This window comes from Rhodococcus sp. MPR-R1B (genome assembly GCF_058793255.1).
On record NZ_JBXAFO010000012.1, the window covers coordinates 74,485 to 91,635 of the forward strand.

Consider the following 17,151-nt stretch of genomic DNA (forward strand, 5'->3'; position numbering starts at 1 on the left):
GGGGCATCACCCATATCCCTCACTTCTCGAGAAGGAAAATCTATGTCTGTAGGTTCTGCACGTCGTGCAGTTGCAGGTCTGAGTGTGTTTGCTGTTGCTGCGGGTTTCGCGGTGGTTGCGGGTGTCGGGGTTGCGGGAGCTGCGCCGGAGACACCGGGTTCGTTGACGTGGAATGCGAACAACTACGAATACACGCGGACGATCAGCAATGTGACTCCGTCCGAGGGCGAGACGATCACCGTGAAGACTGTGTTCAAGCGGAAGAACATCGTCGTGGATTACCTGTATGCGATCAAGGATGTTCATCCGACATGTCTGACGTACGTCGAGGGTTCAGCGAAGGTGAATGGTTCGACGCGGAGTGTCGAGTCCAAGGGTGCTGATTTTGTTCGTGTGAAGGGGTCACTGACAGAGTGGCCGCTGTACAACAACGACTCGAAGACTTTCGAGTTCAAGTACACGGTGGGCGCGGATTGTGCGCGTGAGGTGCCGTTGGATACTTCGGTGCATTACAACGCGTCAGTGACGAGTTCCGATTTCCAGAACAAGGGCCCGGCGGTGACGGTGTCGAAGAACATTTCGACGACGACGCTGTCACCGACCAGTGGCGTGAAGTTGGGACAAGCTGTTCCGCTGAGCGCGACGGTGACCGGTGGTGCCGACGGTGATTCGGTGGAGTTCTTCGACGGTGCCACCAAGATCGGTGCGGGCGCGCTCGCCAATGGTGTTGCAACGCTTGCCTGGACACCGGCTGACGTCCGAACCCACAGCGTGACGGCCAAGTATCTCGGTAATGCAAAGGTGGCGTCTTCCACGTCGTCGGCTGTCGACGTCGTAGTGTCCGAAGCGGACAAGAGCACTGCAACCGCGATCACCGGTCCCGCAAGTGCAGTTGCAGGTGAGTCCGTGACCGTCGAGGCTACGGTGTCGCCTACTCCGGCGGGTGGCACGGTGCAGTTCAAGGACGGTGCAACCGACCTCGGCGGCGCCGTTCCCGTCGATGCCAACGGCAAGGCTTCGCTGACGAATTCCTATGTAGTCGGAGCGCATTCGATCGTGGCGGTGTACTCCGGTTCCGGTGTCTACCAGACTTCGACGTCGGCGCCACATGCGCTGACAGTCGCTCCGGTGGTGGTCGAGGAGAACACAACGACTACCCTCGTCGGCCCGTCGACAGGTTCGACGGGGGAGGCCTTGTCGTTCACTGCCTCCGTCTCGACCGGTGCTGCAGGCGGAACCGTGCAGTTCAAGGAAGGTGGCAGGGATCTGGGATCCCCGGTTCCCGTGGATGCCTCAGGTAAGGCAACAACCACGCCGACCTTCAACGTGGCGGGCGAGTACAGCATCACCGCAGTGTTCTCGGGCTCGGGCAACTACTTGGGTTCGACATCGAACGCCCAGACCGTGAACGTCAAGGCGCCGGCTCCCACCGACCAGCAGACCCAGACGGTCTTGACCGTTCCGGCGGATGCAAAAACCGGTACGGCAGTTGGTCTGTCCGTAACCGTCACGCCGACGCCGGTGGGCGGCACAGTGCAGTTGAAGGACGGCTCGGGCAATCTCGGCTCGCCGGTGCCGGTCGTCGAGGGCAAGGCGTCGATCATGCACGAGTTCGCGAGCGTCGGCACGCACGACATCACGGCCGTCTACTCGGGTGCAACAGGATTCCTCACCTCTACCTCGGCCGCTCAGTCGGTTTCGGTCACGGCTCCGGCCGCGGAGGATCAGGAAACGTCCATCACCGTGAGCGCTCCGGCGTCAGCGGTCAAGGGCGCGAAGGTCGATCTTGTTGCGGCAGTGGTACCTACGCTCAGCGCAGGAACGGTCCAGTTCATGGACGGAACCACCCCGATCGGTGGACCGGTTGCGGTGGTGAACGGTAAGGCCACGCTCTCGCACACCTTCACTGAACTCGGAGATCGCCGAATCACCGCGGTGTTCAGTGGAACTGACGGCTATCTCGGTTCCGAGACCCAGGCCGCAGTCACCGTCAAGGTAACGGCAGCGTCCGACGGCGGCGATCCCGGCAACGGCGGCAGTTCGACCGGTTCACTGGGAAGCCTGGAAAACATCTTCGGGTCCTAGCCCGACGCCTGCACACGGACGCCCCGCCGCGGAGAACGCCTCCGCGGCGGGGCGTTTCCCGTCTGTGAGTTCAGGGATTCGGCGCTACGACGTGCCAGGGCACGGTCAGGATGCAGTCACGAAGACGTCGCCGCGCGGGTTGCACGGGAATTCCTTGCGCCCGAAGAATTTCCAATGCGGCGGCCCAACGATGGCGAGGTCCGAACGAGGCGTGCGGCGCGGCGGTGGCCCAGGCTCGATCGGCCGCGCTGAGCAACGCGTGGATCGGCTCACCGGGAACGTTGCGGTGGATGAGAGCCTTCGGGAGACGTTCCGCGATGTCGGAAGGACGCTCGATGTCGAAGGGGTCCCAGGCCAGTGTCAGGGTCAATGGACGATCAGCGTCGAGAAGCACCCAAGCGCAACGCCTCCCGAGTTCGTCGCAGGTTCCGTCGAGTAGCAGCCCGCCCGGTGCGAGACCGGACTGAATGTGTGACCACGCAGAGTCCACAGCCTCCTCCGGGTACTGCCGGAGCACGTTGAAGGCGCGTACGAAGACGGGTGTGAGACCGGCAAGTTCGAATCCACCACGGGCGAAGCTGACACCGTCACGACTCTCGACCACGCGGGCGGGGTCGATCTCGAGCCCGATGACGCGTCGATCCCGCCGGACAGCGGTGAGGCGGCTTGCCATCTCGAAGGTGGTGTCCGGCCTCGCCCCGTACCCGAGGTCGACGATCAACGGATCGGTCGCGTTGTTCAGGGCGTGCGCGATAGTGCGGTTGTGCACGATCCACCGGTCACTACGTCGCAGTCTGTTGATTCCCGTCGTGCCACGGGTGATGACCCCCTCGATCTTCGGGGGTGGAGCTTTCTTCACGCCGGGTTCAGCGTGCAGCGAGCCAGGTCGCGGTGACCTGGGCTTCGGTGCGGAACAGATCTACGAGGTTGATGAGCATCAGTTGCTCCAACTTCGCGCCGATGAACGGTATGAAGACCTTGGCCTCGGACGTGGTTCGCAGCGTGGACCCGGTATCGGTCGCGAACAACTCCATGGTGCCGGACAAACTCCCCGGCCCGGCCGGGATGGACGCTTCGTACGTTCCGGTCACGGTGTCACCGAAGGCGCCGTACGACTCCTTACGAGTGATGACAAGATCCTTCTTCATCACTGTCTGAGCGATGTCAGGCAAATCCGTGCGCGGAAGAATGTGGTGGAGCACGAGATCGATTCCGGAATCGGTGACCTCGAAATGTTCCACATGGTTCTCGGAATGCTTGCGCATCTCCTCGACACGGGCCTCCCAGTACGAGCGGTCCGCCAGCGCCGCATAGACCTGCTCGGGGGAGTGCTGATAGCGGGCGGAGTAGTCGATGCGGCGAGCCATGATCGGAAAGAATACCGGTTACACGCTGTGACAAGCCAAATCGGCTGTATCCACAACTGCCGCCGCCCGCAGGGTTTTACTTCGTGATCCACTCCCGGGTGAAATCCTGTTCGGCTTGGATGAGCCGGACAACCTCGTCGACAATCGCACTTTCGATCTTTCCGCCGAGGAACGGGATCTTGACCTCGACCTCACCGTCGATCTCGAGAGTGGCGGAGTTCTCGTCACCTGTCAGCACCTGCGTGCCCTCGACACGGGCGGGAACGCCGTCGACGTGGGCGGAGAAGGTGCCGGTGGCCTTGCCGTCCTTGAAAGGCGCCATCGTTTCACTGCGCTTGATGACGATGTCGCCGTTGACGACTTTCGACACCATGCTGGGGAGATGCTCTGCGGCAATGATCTGCGACATCGTGACCGCGACGGTCTCGTCGCGAACGGTCAGCTCTTCGATCGTTGCGCCGGGACCACCGACAGCGACGATTCGGTCGCGCCAGTACTGCTCGGAGGTCACCGCCTCATGGACCTTCTCGGCGGGGACTGTGTACTTCGACGAATGCTCGATGCGACGGCTCACGATTGTGGAGGCTACCGTTTATCGATGTGTGGGACGTAACCATTGGCAGACGCGTCGTGGAATCAGGCGCTTTCGTGTCCGAGAACGTTGACTTGTCGGGATTGACGACGCTCCGAATCGGGGGACCGGCGCGGCTGCTCGCCGAATGTCCGACGACGCAGTCGTTGATCGACGTCGTGACGCTGCTCGATCGCGAGCAGATCCCGACGCTGATTCTCGCCGGCGGATCCAATCTCGTGATCTCCGACTCGGGATTCGACGGAGTTGTCGTTCGTGTGGCCAACACCACCGTGAGCCTCGACACGGACCGCGTCGTCGCCGAAGCGGGTGCCGTGTGGGACGAAGTAGTCGGTCAATCGGTCGCCGCGGAACTGGGTGGCCTCGAGTGCCTGTCCGGGATTCCGGGCTCGACCGGTGCGACGCCGGTGCAGAACGTCGGCGCGTACGGCGTCGAGGTGGGCTCGCGGCTCCGGCGGGTTCAATTGCTCGACCGACGCAGTGGCGAAGTGTCGTGGGTCGAACCGTCGAAACTCGAATTGGGTTACCGGTCGAGCGTCCTCAAGCATTCCGATGCAGCAGTGGTTCTCGCCGTCGAATTCGATGCGTCGACCGACGGACTGAGTGCCCCGCTCGCGTACCGCGAACTGTTCACCGCACTCGGGGCCGAAGAAGGCGAGCGGTTACCTGCGTCGCAGGTCCGCGAGGCAGTTCTGGGTCTTCGGACGGGTAAGGCGATGGTCCTCGATCCGTACGACCACGACACTTGGAGCGCGGGTTCCTTCTTCACCAACCCCGTGGTGCCGGACGACAAGCTGCCCGCTGTGCTCGGAGCAATAACCGAACAGCTCGGAGACGTCACCGTGCCGCAGTTCCCGGGCAGTGGTGGAACCAAGCTCTCGGCCGGATGGTTGATCGAACGGGCCGGATTCTCGAAGGGTTATCCCGGTGAAGATGCACCGGCCAGGCTGTCGACGAAACACACCTTGGCGTTGACCAACAGAGGGTCGGCAACGAGCGCGGATGTGGTCTCGCTCGCGCGGACAGTGCGCGACGGCGTCGAAGCCGCGTTCGGTGTGCACCTGGAACCGGAACCGGTAACTGTGGGCTGCACCGTCTGATTCCTGACAGAGCCCGCAGGTAGCCTGTTGAAGTGCATGAGCTGGGTGGTAGGAGAAGTCGTTCGCGTCTTGTTGCGTTGGTAGCTGTATTGCTCGCTGTGATGGTGGCCGTCGTCGGCTGCACGATCGGCGGCAAGGACGGACAGGGCGGCGCGGCGGCCGCCGAACCAGCACCGGTGGCGACCGTGGTGTCGACGCCGGCGCCCGGCACCAAAGATGTCAGCCCGGTCGCCCCCGTCTCGGTAGCCGTGACCCAGGGAACGCTGTCCGACGTCAGCCTCAGCAACGCAGCCGGTAAAGCCGTTGCAGGACAATTGTCGCCTGACAAGACATCGTTCACCGTCAGTGAGGCACTCGGCTACGGCACCACGTATTCGTGGTCGGGCTCGGCAACCGGAACCGACGGTAAATCCGTGCCAGTCCAAGGGAGCTTTACGACGGTTGCCCCGGAGTCGACCACCGGCGCCACCCTCAACATCGCCGACGGCCAAGAAGTTGGCATCGCGGCACCGATCACGTTGCAGTTCGACAACTCCGTCGTCGACAAGGCGGCCGTCGAGAAGGCGCTTGTCGTGACCACCGTGCCGCCCACCGCCGGATCGTGGGCTTGGCTGGCCGACGACAACGGCGGATCGCGGGCCCATTGGCGTCCGGCCGATTACTGGGTGCCGGGCACGACTGTCCATCTGGACGCCAAGCTCTACGGCTTGAACTACGGCGGTGGCGCCTTCGGCGACCAGGATCTCACGCTCGACTTCACGATCGGTCGTAGCCAGATCGTGAAGGCGAATGCGCCCAGCCACCGCATGCAGGTGGTGCGCGACGGTCAGACGATCATGGACATTCCCGTCAGCTACGGCGAGGGAAACGAACCTCGCAACGTCACGCGCAGCGGCATTCACATGGTGACGGAGAAGTACGAAGACTTCATGATGTCCAATCCGCCGTTCTACGAGAACGTGCGTGAGCGTTGGGCCGTGCGCATCTCCAACAACGGCGAATTCATCCACGCCAATCCTGAGACCACCGGGGTGCAGGGCTCGTCGAACGTCACGAACGGTTGCATCAACCTGTCGACATCCGACGCGCAGGAATACTTCGGAACCGCCCTCTACGGTGACCCCGTAGAGGTGACCGGCACGTCGATCGACCTGTCTCCTGCGGACGGCGACATCTACGACTGGGCAATCGATCTGCCGACCTGGAAGTCGATGTCGGCACTGCCGTAACTCTGTACTGCGGTAAATCCGTGGATGAGGGAACCGTCCGGGCTCTGCTTGCGTCTGTACAGGTAAGTGCTGTCGGCTCGGGGGAGTCCGACGGGGGTTTTCGACTTCAGGGGGACAGCGGTGGGCATTCCATTTCTGGAAGACGTGCTGGGAAGAATCTCCGAAGCGACGCAGGCCGTGCCTCCTGGCGTGGCGGCATTGCCAGTTGTCGGCACTCCCATCGCGAGCGCAATCGCTACATCTGCTCTGGTGCAATCCATAACCGACGACCGCGGCGCGTTCGACGACGAGATGGCTGCTGCGACCGTCGACGCCGATGTGGAGCGCGCACGAGCCTGGGGTGAGCGCGATGCCCTCACCGCCCAGACGTCGTCGCTCGAGTACAGCGAACACGCAATCGTGGACGACGATCCGTTCGATGCGATGTCGCACTCCGAAATCTTCGACCACGTCAACGAGATGAATCCGGCAACCCTGAGTGCGATCGGTGAGGCTTGGAAGGCCATTGCAGGCCGGGTCGAAGCCGGCATCGGGAAGTTCCAGAACGACGTGAACGGTGCGATCACCGAAGGCTGGCAGGGGCGCGGCGGCTCGGCTGCGCTGGAAGCAGTGCTGGCCTACTCGGCTGATGCGGGTGAGCTGAAGGTGCGGGTCGATCTGATCTCGAACAAGATCGAGGAGGCGAAGATCGCACTCGACGAGGCCAAACGCTCGATTCCGGCCCCCGACGGCGCCTCGACGGTCGAGAGGTTTCTCAGCATGGTTCCCGGGGCTACATGGAAGCAGGCCCAATGCGAAGCGGAAGAAGCCGAACGTCAAGCGCGCCAGGTGATGAAGGACGTGTATCTGCCGTCCATGAAGCGTGCGGACGATCAGGTGCCGATCCTCCCGGCCGCATTCAATCCGGTCACCGGCGGTGGAGGGGCTGGAAGTGGCGGCGCATTCGGTAGTGGTGGTGCCGACGGCGGGAACTTTTCGGGTCCAGGAAACGGGCTCGGCGCGCCGTCTACATCGGGTGGCGGGGTCGGTGGGGGAGCGGACGGTGGAAACTCCGGCTCCGGTCAGAATCCATCCGGCACCGATTCCGGAAATGGTGACAACCGTAGCGGCGTTGATGCCCAAGGGAATCCGAACGTCGATGCAGTTCGATCCGGAACCGATTCCGACCCGGCCCGGACCACGGCGGCACAAGCCGGTCCACTGTCCGCCGGTGCAGCGCCAGATGGCCTACCTCGTGCAACTCCGAATGGTGCTCAGCTTGGTTCCGGAACGCCGTCAGGCCTGGTAGGTAGCGGTTCGGGTGGTGGTCCTGCTGGTGGAATCGGTACCGGAGGCTTCGGGCCAGGCGGAACCGGAGTCGGAGCCCTCGGCCCTGGCGGCGTGGGCGGCCTCGCCGGTGGCGGACGTGGGGGCGTCAACGGAGCTGGCGGTACCTCGGCGACGGGCGCGCAGAGCGGTCGGGGCGCGATGGGTGGCGTCGGCGGCATGGCACCGGGACGAGGGCAAGGGCAAGACGAAGACAACGTTCACGACACCCCCGGCTACCTCGTCACAGTCGAGAACGGCAATGCCCTGGTCGGCGACCTACCGATGGTCTCCCCGGCGGTGCTGGGCGAATGACCACCATGCAGTGGCAGTTCACCGGCCTCGAATTCCAGATTCTCTGGGAAGCGGTCGGACGTGACCGACTCCCGTACCCGCTGCGGTTTCGTCCGACGGCCGAAACCATGAACGAGCTGACAGAAGAGCGACGTCGAGCGGGAGCACACCTGGCTTGGTTGCTCGACGATCGGCTGCATCACGTTCTCGGTGCTCTTGCGAATCCTGATGCTCGCGTTGAGGTTTCCGGTTTTCACGGGCAGAACATGAGTACGGTGACGCGATTGCACGGCGTTGTTGCCGGCGACCTGGGGGTGCTCCTGACTCAACTGCCCGGCAGAACTGTCGACTGTGGCTCCGACGTGGTTTTCACCGTGGTACGCCCATCGGCAATTCCACGGATGCTCGTCGATCACCTGCCGACCTGCCCCGCTGGATCGGAGCGTGGTGTGAGCATCGAAAGGCCGAAAACTTCCGGTAGAGCGAGCTTTCTGAGCAGTGCTGCCGGTGCGCGCGGGAGCGAGGAAGTGAGCAGATTCTTCGGCCGAGAGCGGACCTCGATCGGTGAAGTCACCACATACCCGGGAGGAGCGGTGGACAGCAGACCGACAGACGACGGAATAACGTTCCACTGGTACGACTATGCCGGAGATGGTCGGTACATCGTCACCGCTGATGAAACCGTAAGTGCCCGTAGCGCTTCCACGGAAATGACGGAGGCCGAGATTGCACGCAATCTCGGCCTCGTCCTGCGCCGGGTGATTCGCACTGGTTAGTCAGAACGATTCGAACTAGCTGGTGGTGCGGTGGAACCGACCGGGGCTTGCCTGATCCCTCGGCTTGACGATGATCTGATCGAGGTTCACATGTGACGGCCGCGACGCGACAAAACCGATGATCTCGGCGATGTCCTGCGCCACCAACGGTGTGATTCCCTCGTACACCTTGTCGGCCTTGTCCTGATCGCCCTCGAACCGGACGAGTGAGAACTCCGTCTCGACGGCTCCCGGCGCGATTTCGGTCAGTCGAACGGGCTTGCCCAACAGTTCACCACGCAATGTCCGATGAAGGACGGCTTGAGCGTGCTTGGCGGTGGTGTAGCCCGAGCCGTTGTCGTATGCCTCCAGCGCGGCCACCGAGGTGATGGTCACGACCAGACCGTCACCCGAATCGATCAGCTTGGGCAGCAGTGCCTTCGTCACACGCAACGTGCCCAGAACATTGGTCTCCCACATCCACCGCCAGTCGTCCAGATCGGCGTCCAGGACTGTTGCCAGACCCTTTGCACCACCCGCGTTGTTGACCAACACGTCGACACGTGGGACCACGGCCGCAAACGCGTCGACGGAATCCTCGTCGGTGACGTCGAGTTCGAGAGCGGTACCACCGATTTCCTCGGCGATCTTCTCGAGACGATCGACGCGGCGAGCACCGATCACGACGTGGAATCCCTGAGCTGCCAGGGTGCGGGCGGTGGCCTCACCGATTCCGGAGCTGGCTCCGGTGACTACGGCGATGCGGGCATCGGAAGAAATGGTCATGATGCAATCGTAGGGCTAGTCGGCGGCATACTCTGCTTCCCGTTCGATGGATTCGATGTGACGACGCGGTACTTGTATCCGACCGGGTGTGTAGGTGACGGCGCGCAGCGCGCCGCTGTACCGGAAGGGACCATGGCGTCGTCGTACCTCCCACGACACAGGTCCCCTGGCGTCGACACCGACCGAGATACCGGTCCACGGCGCCATTCCCACCAGTTGTACTTGCCCGAGCAGCTGGCCCGCGTGAATGCCGTCGACGCTGACGTGGAGATCCCAACGCAACCGCGGTACCACCGTCACCGACAGCTCGATGCGTTCGGTGCCGAGCGCCAGCGGTCCGGCGTCGACAACGGAGTAGGAACCGAACGCGTTGTACCCGAGATGCAGATGCCCGTCCTCGACGTAGAGAAGGTACCCACCCTGCGGATCGCCGTGGGCGACAAGGACACCGGCGTCACCTTCGCGGTAACCGTCGAGTTCGACCGTGATGTCGAAGTCGCGGAACCCGATCAGCTTGGATGAGCGGTAGCGCTCCAGCGGGGGCGTTCCGGCAAGTAGTCGCACCGGGCGTGAGAGTGCTCCTTCCTCCGGACGGCGAACCGCGCCGACGGTATTGCCGAGTAGAGGAAACACGGTGTTCGCCCACGCCGAGTGGTCCCAGGCCTCGGCGAGTTCGCGAACCTTGTCGGGAAACCGTGATGCCAGGTCGTCGAGCTCGGTCGGGTCGGTGCGGACGTCGAACAACTGCCAGTGCGGTTTGTCGATGTCCGCCGGGGTGAGAGCCAGCAGTTTCCAGCCGTCCTTGTAGTAGCCACGGTTGCCGGTCATCTCGGTGTACTGCTCGGTGTGAGTGCTCGGAGCGGCAGACGAACGCAGAACGGACGCGGAAGACACCCCGTCGAACTCTTTCACCGGGAGCCCGTTTCGCACACTGGGTGCGTCGATTCCGGCCAGTTCGAGCAGCGTGGGGGTCAGGTCGGTGACGTACGCGAACTGGTCGCGAATCCCGTTGTCGTCTGCTCCGGGTTTCAATCCAGCGGGCCAGGACAGGAGAAAAGGAACACGGATCCCGCCGGCAAAGGATTGCCCTTTGTAGAACCGGAACGGGGTGTTGGACGTCTGTCCCCATCCACGTGGATAGTGGACGCCCAATTCAGGTCCGCCGATGAGGGATTCGTCGTGGGGGACATCGCCCACCCAGTCCGAATCCTGAATATGCGCGAACTGTGCGAAGTAGCTTCGGGTCCCGTCCGAACCGCCCTCGGCGGTGCCGCCGTTGTCGGAGGTGAAGACGATGATCGTGTTGTCGAGCTCGCCGAGTTCGTCGAGGGTGTCGACGATGCGTCCGACGCTCTGATCGATCGAGTCGACCATCGCCGCGTACACCTCCATGTAGCGGGCGAACCTGGACTGCACTTCCGGCGTGAGTGATTCCCATTCGGGGACGTCGAAGCCGGGTTCGGAGTTTCGCGGTGCTTGTTGCGTACCTTCCGGAAAGAGGCCTTGCACGAGCTGAGAGGCGAACCGCGACTCGCGGATTCGATCCCACCCTTCGTCGTAGCGGCCGCGGTACTTTTCCTGGTCGGCAGGCTTGGCCTGCAACGGTCCGTGCATGGCGACGTGTGCGAAGTAGAGGAAGAACGGCTTGTCCTGATCGTGGGCGCGGAGGTCCTTGATGTACCCGACCGCTTTGTCGGTCAGATCGTCGGTGAGGTAGTACCCCTCGGGGTACTCGTCCACGTCGACCACAGAATTGTCGGAGATCAGTTGATTGGGATAGTAGAAGGAGTTGAGGCCTTCGAGTGAGCCGTAGTAGCGATCGAAACCGCGCTGCGTCGGCCAGGAGTCACGACTTCGTCCCGGGGCCAGGTTGGCGTCGCGTACGAGGTGCCACTTGCCGACGGCATAGGTCGCATAGCCCGCGCCGCGGAGGATTTCGGGGAGTGTCTGGACGTCGTCGGCCAATTCCAGACGCAGTCCGGGGTAGCCCGGATCGGCGTTGGCGACAAAACCGTACCCGGCGCGGTGCGGATTCAGGCCGGTGAGAAGAGCTGCGCGCGACGGCGAGCAGAGGGGCGTCGTGTGATAGTTGGTCATCCGAATGCCCTGCGCGGCAAGGCGGTCGAGGGTGGGAGTCTCGATCTCGGAGCCGAACGGCCCGATGTCGCTGTACCCCATGTCGTCGATCAGAACCACGACGATGTTGGGTGATCCGGGAATCGGGGTCGTGGAGGTGGGCCACGACGGGGTCGAATCGGCTGCGGTGCGGCCGATTCGACCCTCGAAGCCTTCGTATCCGCGGGCGTGCGGAGGAGGGGCGGAATCCGGTGAAGTCATGGGAGAGTCGAGGCGCCTTCGATGATCGAGTATTCGGAAGCGTCGCCGGCGATGCTGCGGCTTCGTTCCCCGTGGATGTTGACCGGGATGTCGCCGGCAAGAGTGATGCGCTCCAGACGCCGGTACTGATCGTCGTAGTCGGCGATCGCGTAGTGCTGGGTGGCGCGGTTGTCCCAGATCGCGACATCACCCGCTTCCCAGTTCCACCGCGTCGTGTACTCGAGCTTGATGGCGTGATCCTGCAAGAGCTTGAATACACCGTTCGACTGTTCGGTGCTCAACCCGACGAAGTTCTTGACAAAATGTCCGAGGACGAGCGTGCGTTCTCCGGTTTCGGGGTGGACCCGCACCACCGGGTGTTCCGTCTCGAAGTACGTGGACTGGAACTCCTCGCGGTAGGCGGCCGTGCGATCTTCGGTGAGCCGCTCGGCGCTGGTTGCCGCATAGTCGTAGACGTTCGTGTGGCGAGCCCAGAGGTTCTCCGCGAGCGCCTTGAGCGGATCCGGCAGTCCGTTGTAGGCGGCTACCCCTGACGCCCACGTCGTGGAACCGCCGTATTCGGGTAGCTGCACCGCGCGCAGGATCGAAGCCTTGGGGATGCGGTCGACGAAGGTGACGTCGGTGTGCCAGCTGTTGGCCTTGCCCAGGTCCGAGTCGATGGGCAGAACTTTTGCGCCGTGCGACTTCACGGTGGGGTGGGCAGTGGTCGGGGTACCCAGCAGATGGGCGAACTCGTACTGCGAATCGTTGTCGAGGTGGTCTTGCCCGCGAAAGAAGATCACCTTGTGTTCGAGAAGTGCTTGCCGGATGAGGGAAATCGTCGCCGGGTCGAGATGCCCGCCGAGAGTGATTCCGTCGATTCGGGCGCCGATATGCGCGCCGAGGGTGGTGACAGTGCCGCGAGCGGCGTCAACGGCCGCTCCGTTCGTTGATACCGAATTCGTGAGGGTCGGCTTGGCGAAAGCTGTAGACATGGTGCACCTTTCGTGGGGAGTGTGCCCACCCAAACACGCGAGATTTCGCCCCGACAGGGTTGCGTTCAGTGTGATCGTTACCGCACCTGATTTGTGAATCTCGGTGAAGCTGCTACTTTTGGAGCCATGTCGACCGACCAGCCTGCCGCTTTGCGGGTCACCTATGTGACCGCTGCGCTTGGTTCGCGTCTGCCTCTGGCGCGAGAGCTGTGTTGTCGCCGCCGTTCTTTCTGCAGCTAATTTCTGCGCCTTTTCTGTCTATTTCTTCGTGTGACCAGTGGAAACGCTGATTTCTCGGTCGACAGAGATATGCGCCTTCTCCTCCTTCTGCAAGGGACAGCCATGTCGACACCCACAATCTCCGCCATTCCGAACATCCGATCGCGAACCGCGCTCTCGGGAACCCGGACCCGTACCCAGATAGTTGCGCCCGAACTACGCATCGCCGACGGTCCGTCCGCGACTGTGTTGCGCATTGCTCGATCCCGTGGGCCGCTCTCACGTGACACTGCGGCAAAGGCATCAGGACTGAGCATCGCCACCGTGAACCGGCAGGTCACGAGCCTGCTGGACCTCGGGATCCTGCGCGAACGCGCGGACCTGACGGCCTCCGGAGCAATCGGGCGTCCGCGAGTTCCGTTCGAGGTCAACCACGAGCCTTATCTGACAGTCGGCATCCACATCGGTGCCGTCGTCACCAGCATCATTGCCAGCGACATTCGTGGAAAGGTGCTCGGCGCCGTCGAGATTCCGACGCCTGCCACCAATTCTGCTGTCGCGCTTGCCACCATTGCGCGCTCGGCCAAATCCTTTGCCTCGCGGTGGCACAAGCGTCGTCCGCTCGCCGTCGGCGTGGCCATCGGCGGTCGCGTCGATTCAGCGACCGGAGTCGTCGATCACCCGCGTCTGGGATGGAAGGGCGCCAAGGTCGGGTCCATCATCGGAGCCGGCTTGGATCTCCCTGTATCGGTAGCCGCCCACGTCGAGGCGATGGCTGCGTCGGAACTTCTGCTCAGCACCGATCGTGCCGAAGCCCCGACGCCGGGCACTACCGGCTTGTACTTCTACGCTCGTGAAACTGCCGGCATCGCAATCACTTTCGAAGGGCGAGTACACACGCCGTCCAGCGGACCCGGTTCGATCGCGCACCTCCCCACCGGTTCGTCCGCACGGTGCACCTGCGGAGCCGTGGGTTGCCTTGAAGCGACGATCAGTGACCGCGCCGTAGTCGCGCAGGCTTTGTCTTCGGGCGCCGTGATCCAGGGCAGCGAGCGTGTCACGATCGCGGACGTCTACCGGGCAGCGTCGTCGGGTTCCATTCCGGCACACGAGCTTCTGGTTGATCGAGCACGCGTCCTCGGCCGGACAGTGGCGATGCTGCGTGACCTGTTCAACCCGGATCGGGTGATTTTGGGTGGTCAGGCATTTACCGACTATCCGGCCGGGGTGCCCCATGTCGCCGAGGCCTTCTCGACGGCATCCTCCTTGGAGCGTAAGGACATTCGAATTACCGGTTTCGGCAATCGGGTTCAGGAATACGCTTCCACGGTCGTGTCACTGAGCTCGCTGTTCGCCGATCCGGCGGCGGCCATGCGGCGTGCGTCGGCCGTCTGACTGCGAAGAGGGTAGTCAGAGTTCCGGTCGATCCAAGACTCGCAACCATGATCCGTCGGGCTGGCGGCGCGCCACCTGTGTGCGTCCGCCGGTTCCGTCGGAAGGTTTGGTCGAGGTCATGGCGAGGTCGTCGCTGATCACCGTTGGTAGGGCTTCCTCGACGGTGAATCTCGGTGCAGCTGCCAGCATCTGAGAGATCACTTCGCGGATAGCCCGACGGCCGATCGTGAGGGAGCCGGGTGGAAACGCCATCACAGCGTTTTCCTCGTACAGTCCGGCGACAGCGTCTGCGTTTCCGGCGTTCGCGAACTGGACGAAGAGTCGGGCAATGTCTTCGGGGGTTGCGGCCTTCTGAACTTCATGTGTTGTTGTCATGCTTCCATCGTGCAAGCACAGTTTCGATAAGTCCAAGATCTAGTTTGTCTCAAAGCTAGAATCAACAGTTATGGAACTTCGGCAGCTGGAATACTTCGTCACGGTAGCGGAGGAAGCCAACTTCACTCGCGCCGCCGAGCGGCTTCACGTAGCCCAACCGGGTGTGAGTGCGCAGGTCAAACGGCTGGAACGTGAGTTGGGGCAGGAATTGCTCGATCGTAGTGGTCGAACCGTTTGTCTGACCGACGCCGGGCGAGCTGTCCTCCCGCACGCCTACGCTGCACTCGCTTCCGTTCAGAGCACCCGCGACGATGTCGATGCCTTGAACGGACTGGTTCGGGGTTCCGTTTCGGTCGGGATGGTTACCGCCTGCGCTTCCGCCGACCTCACAGATCTGCTCAGTCGGTTGCACAACAAACACCCCGGACTGGACATTTCGCTGGCCGAGGACGATTCGCGCAGTTTGCTTGCCGGAGTGTTGGACGGAACCTTCGACATAGCCGTCATCGGGGTGGCGGGCAAGCTGCCGGAAGGGCTCGAATCGAGGGTGATCACCGACGAACGACTGGTGGCCGGAGTGGCGGCGGATCATCCGCTGGCCGAGGTGTCGTCTCTGCCGTTTGCCGAACTCGCGACGCAATCGGTCATCTGTCTGCCGGAGGGAACCGGCATCAGAACGTGTCTGGACTTCGCGTGCGCCGCAGCCGGCACCAAGCCGACGGTTGCGCTCGAGGCAAGCAACCTCGGCATCATCGTTTCATTGGCAGCGCAGGGGCTGGGAATGGCCGTGCTTCCGGAGTCGACAGTGGGGGAGTTGCATCGGATCGATCTCGAACCGGAAGCACGATCTCGGCTGGAATTGGTCTGGCGTTCGTCGGGCGGCAAGAATCCGGCGGCCTCTGCTCTCATCGATCTTGCGAGAGCTGTTCCCGCCGAGTGAGTTCGGCCTGCGCCCGATCCAATCCGCCGTGCTCGAGAGCGGCCAACCGTGACCTGTCCTTCCAGACTATGGTGCCGCGCCGGCGGACGATGACCGACATGGTTCCACCGAGATGCTCGAGCGCTCCTGGCACGTTTCGACGCTCGGCAGGTATCGGAACAGGAAGAATATGTGCGTCGGCGATGGGCGCGGTCCCGTCGATGTCGACGCTCCACTTCCGGCTGTAGCCGCGAAGAGTCCAGCGATCGTCGGACACCGTCGTCTCCACCTGTGACGTCAGAGGATTACCCAGCCGCAACACCGTTCCGTCCGGTAGCGCGGCAACGACGGCGGTGACTTCGGTGCGCAGAGGTCCGGCGCTGACCTGTCCGCCGGCAAACGCCACGCAGGCTCGAGGATCGGTGAACCCCTGTGCCTGTCCCCACCACCAGGATTCCGGGAATCCTCCCTTTCCCCAGTTCTTCTCGCCGTACACCTGCGCTCCGGTGAGATCCCAGCTCTGTCCGTCGATGACGGCGCTTCCCTCGACCCGGCCGCCGAGCAGCCACGGATGCCAGTACTGATTGAGTGCGGGAACTGATTGGAAGTAACTCGACCCCCCGAAGCGGCGGTGCGGCCAGAATCGCTGATTACTGATGCGTACGTCGAGATGACTGTCGCCGAAATCGACCTGGAGTCGATCGGCATTGCCGCGGAAAGCGTTGTCGGCGTAGGCCCCCAGGATACGGGGATCGGCCGATCCGTTCGGATGCTCAGCAGTGCGGAGGAATCCGCCTGGGTGTGCCGCGAGACCGAGCGTCGACCAGCTGCCGCCGTCGGCCTTGTTGATTCCGGCGAGCGCGATCACCACCCGTCCGCTGTCTGGCATCGTGAATCGCCAGAAGTAACCCTCCATCGCAACGTCATGGGAGGCAAGCAGATTGCCGTACGGCAGGGTGGCACCCGAGGCGCGGTACGCGGGAAGCTTCACGATCCCAGTACTGCCTGTGATGCGGTGACCTGAGCGACGAGGCGGCCCTCGTCGTCGCGGATCTCGGTCACCACCGCGACGGTGCTGCGCCCCGCGTGCAGTGGCCGGGCGGTGGCGGTGACCGTGCCCTTGCGCACGCCGCGAGTGAAGACGGTCGACGAACTGGTGGTGGACGTACTTGCGCCGGGCGGCAGATTGAGGAATGCACAGACGGCGCCGACGCTGTCTGCCAGCGTCATCAAGGCGCCGCCGTGCATTCCGTTGCCGGCGGTGGTGCGGTGGCTGTCCCAATCCAGATGGCCGACAACCTGTTCGGGTGCCGCGCTGTCCAACTGAATTCCGGTGTGAACTGCAAAAGGCATGCTCGCGACAAGTTGTTCGAGGTCCATGCCTACCGATGTTAACGAGCCGCCGAAACCTCCGTCGGG

16 protein-coding genes are annotated in these 17,151 nt (G+C 63.1%); 7 read left to right on the forward strand and 9 right to left on the reverse strand.

Translation table 11 applies throughout. The features are described from left to right. Nucleotides 1-42: 42 nt before the first annotated feature. Nucleotides 43-2,085: an Ig-like domain-containing protein gene (locus tag AC1Q61_RS18095; RefSeq protein WP_042923271.1), complete on the forward strand. Its 2,043-nt coding sequence runs from the start codon at nucleotides 43-45 to the stop codon at nucleotides 2,083-2,085. 70 nt (nucleotides 2,086-2,155) lie between these two features. Here AC1Q61_RS18095 and AC1Q61_RS18100 read toward each other — a convergent pair whose 3' ends face one another. From AC1Q61_RS18100 to AC1Q61_RS18110, 3 genes are all read right to left on the reverse strand, one after another. Beyond that, on the reverse strand, nucleotides 2,156-2,944 hold the full coding sequence (locus tag AC1Q61_RS18100; RefSeq protein WP_003941937.1) for a hypothetical protein: 789 nt from the start codon (nucleotides 2,942-2,944) through the stop codon (nucleotides 2,156-2,158). A 7-nt stretch (nucleotides 2,945-2,951) separates the two neighbouring features. Further along, on the reverse strand, nucleotides 2,952-3,452 hold the full coding sequence (locus tag AC1Q61_RS18105; protein ID WP_007735352.1) for a DUF2505 domain-containing protein: 501 nt from the start codon (nucleotides 3,450-3,452) through the stop codon (nucleotides 2,952-2,954). A 76-nt stretch (nucleotides 3,453-3,528) separates the two neighbouring features. Then, entirely contained in the window at nucleotides 3,529-4,026 is a 498-nt protein-coding gene (locus tag AC1Q61_RS18110; RefSeq protein ID WP_042452956.1) for a DUF2505 domain-containing protein, read from the reverse strand. Between the two features lie 74 nt (nucleotides 4,027-4,100). Here AC1Q61_RS18110 and AC1Q61_RS18115 point away from each other — a divergent pair, with 74 nt between their 5' ends. From AC1Q61_RS18115 to AC1Q61_RS18130, 4 genes are all read left to right on the forward strand, one after another. After that, complete coding sequence (locus AC1Q61_RS18115; protein WP_051649640.1) at nucleotides 4,101-5,144, forward strand: UDP-N-acetylmuramate dehydrogenase; 1,044 nt, start codon at nucleotides 4,101-4,103, stop codon at nucleotides 5,142-5,144. Nucleotides 5,145-5,176: 32 nt separating this feature from the next. Then, nucleotides 5,177-6,373 (forward strand): L,D-transpeptidase, encoded by a 1,197-nt coding sequence (locus tag AC1Q61_RS18120; protein ID WP_042452959.1) that lies wholly within the window; start codon nucleotides 5,177-5,179, stop codon nucleotides 6,371-6,373. A gap of 120 nt (nucleotides 6,374-6,493) precedes the next feature. Next, the gene (locus AC1Q61_RS18125) at nucleotides 6,494-7,993 is read left to right on the forward strand and encodes a hypothetical protein (protein WP_492651033.1); all 1,500 of its coding nucleotides are present in this window, start codon (nucleotides 6,494-6,496) and stop codon (nucleotides 7,991-7,993) included. After that, the gene (locus AC1Q61_RS18130; protein WP_215515735.1) at nucleotides 7,990-8,748 is read left to right on the forward strand and encodes an ESX secretion-associated protein EspG; all 759 of its coding nucleotides are present in this window, start codon (nucleotides 7,990-7,992) and stop codon (nucleotides 8,746-8,748) included. Before AC1Q61_RS18125 ends, AC1Q61_RS18130 begins: the two co-directional genes overlap by 4 nt. A gap of 15 nt (nucleotides 8,749-8,763) precedes the next feature. Here the strand turns inward: AC1Q61_RS18130 and AC1Q61_RS18135 are convergent, their stop codons facing one another. The 3 genes from AC1Q61_RS18135 to AC1Q61_RS18145 are packed head-to-tail and all read right to left on the reverse strand — an operon-like array spanning nucleotide 8,764 to nucleotide 12,824. Further along, entirely contained in the window at nucleotides 8,764-9,513 is a 750-nt protein-coding gene (locus AC1Q61_RS18135; protein ID WP_003942076.1) for an SDR family NAD(P)-dependent oxidoreductase, read from the reverse strand. 15 nt (nucleotides 9,514-9,528) lie between these two features. After that, a complete protein-coding gene (locus tag AC1Q61_RS18140) occupies nucleotides 9,529-11,850 on the reverse strand; it encodes an arylsulfatase (RefSeq protein WP_215515736.1) in 2,322 nt (773 codons plus the stop codon). Then, complete coding sequence (locus AC1Q61_RS18145; RefSeq protein WP_003942011.1) at nucleotides 11,847-12,824, reverse strand: TauD/TfdA dioxygenase family protein; 978 nt, start codon at nucleotides 12,822-12,824, stop codon at nucleotides 11,847-11,849. The genes AC1Q61_RS18140 and AC1Q61_RS18145 overlap by 4 nt, the downstream gene beginning before the upstream one ends. 342 nt (nucleotides 12,825-13,166) lie before the next feature. Between AC1Q61_RS18145 and AC1Q61_RS18150 the strand changes: the two genes are divergently transcribed. Next, complete coding sequence (locus tag AC1Q61_RS18150) at nucleotides 13,167-14,438, forward strand: ROK family transcriptional regulator (protein WP_074447122.1); 1,272 nt, start codon at nucleotides 13,167-13,169, stop codon at nucleotides 14,436-14,438. A gap of 15 nt (nucleotides 14,439-14,453) precedes the next feature. Here AC1Q61_RS18150 and AC1Q61_RS18155 read toward each other — a convergent pair whose 3' ends face one another. After that, nucleotides 14,454-14,813 carry a YybH family protein gene (locus AC1Q61_RS18155; RefSeq protein WP_003941935.1) on the reverse strand — a complete coding sequence of 120 codons (360 nt, stop codon included), beginning with the start codon at nucleotides 14,811-14,813 and terminating at the stop codon, nucleotides 14,454-14,456. 70 nt (nucleotides 14,814-14,883) lie between these two features. Between AC1Q61_RS18155 and AC1Q61_RS18160 the strand changes: the two genes are divergently transcribed. Then, nucleotides 14,884-15,753 (forward strand): LysR family transcriptional regulator, encoded by an 870-nt coding sequence (locus AC1Q61_RS18160; RefSeq protein WP_042923265.1) that lies wholly within the window; start codon nucleotides 14,884-14,886, stop codon nucleotides 15,751-15,753. Here AC1Q61_RS18160 and AC1Q61_RS18165 read toward each other — a convergent pair. Together AC1Q61_RS18165 and AC1Q61_RS18170 are read right to left on the reverse strand one after the other, a co-directional pair. Continuing rightward, nucleotides 15,719-16,723, reverse strand: coding sequence for a tocopherol cyclase family protein (locus tag AC1Q61_RS18165; protein WP_007735336.1), 1,005 nt, complete (start codon nucleotides 16,721-16,723; stop codon nucleotides 15,719-15,721). The genes AC1Q61_RS18160 and AC1Q61_RS18165 overlap by 35 nt on opposite strands. Continuing rightward, the gene (locus AC1Q61_RS18170; RefSeq protein WP_058227471.1) at nucleotides 16,720-17,112 is read right to left on the reverse strand and encodes a PaaI family thioesterase; all 393 of its coding nucleotides are present in this window, start codon (nucleotides 17,110-17,112) and stop codon (nucleotides 16,720-16,722) included. Before AC1Q61_RS18170 ends, AC1Q61_RS18165 begins: the two co-directional genes overlap by 4 nt. Nucleotides 17,113-17,151 lie beyond the last annotated feature (39 nt).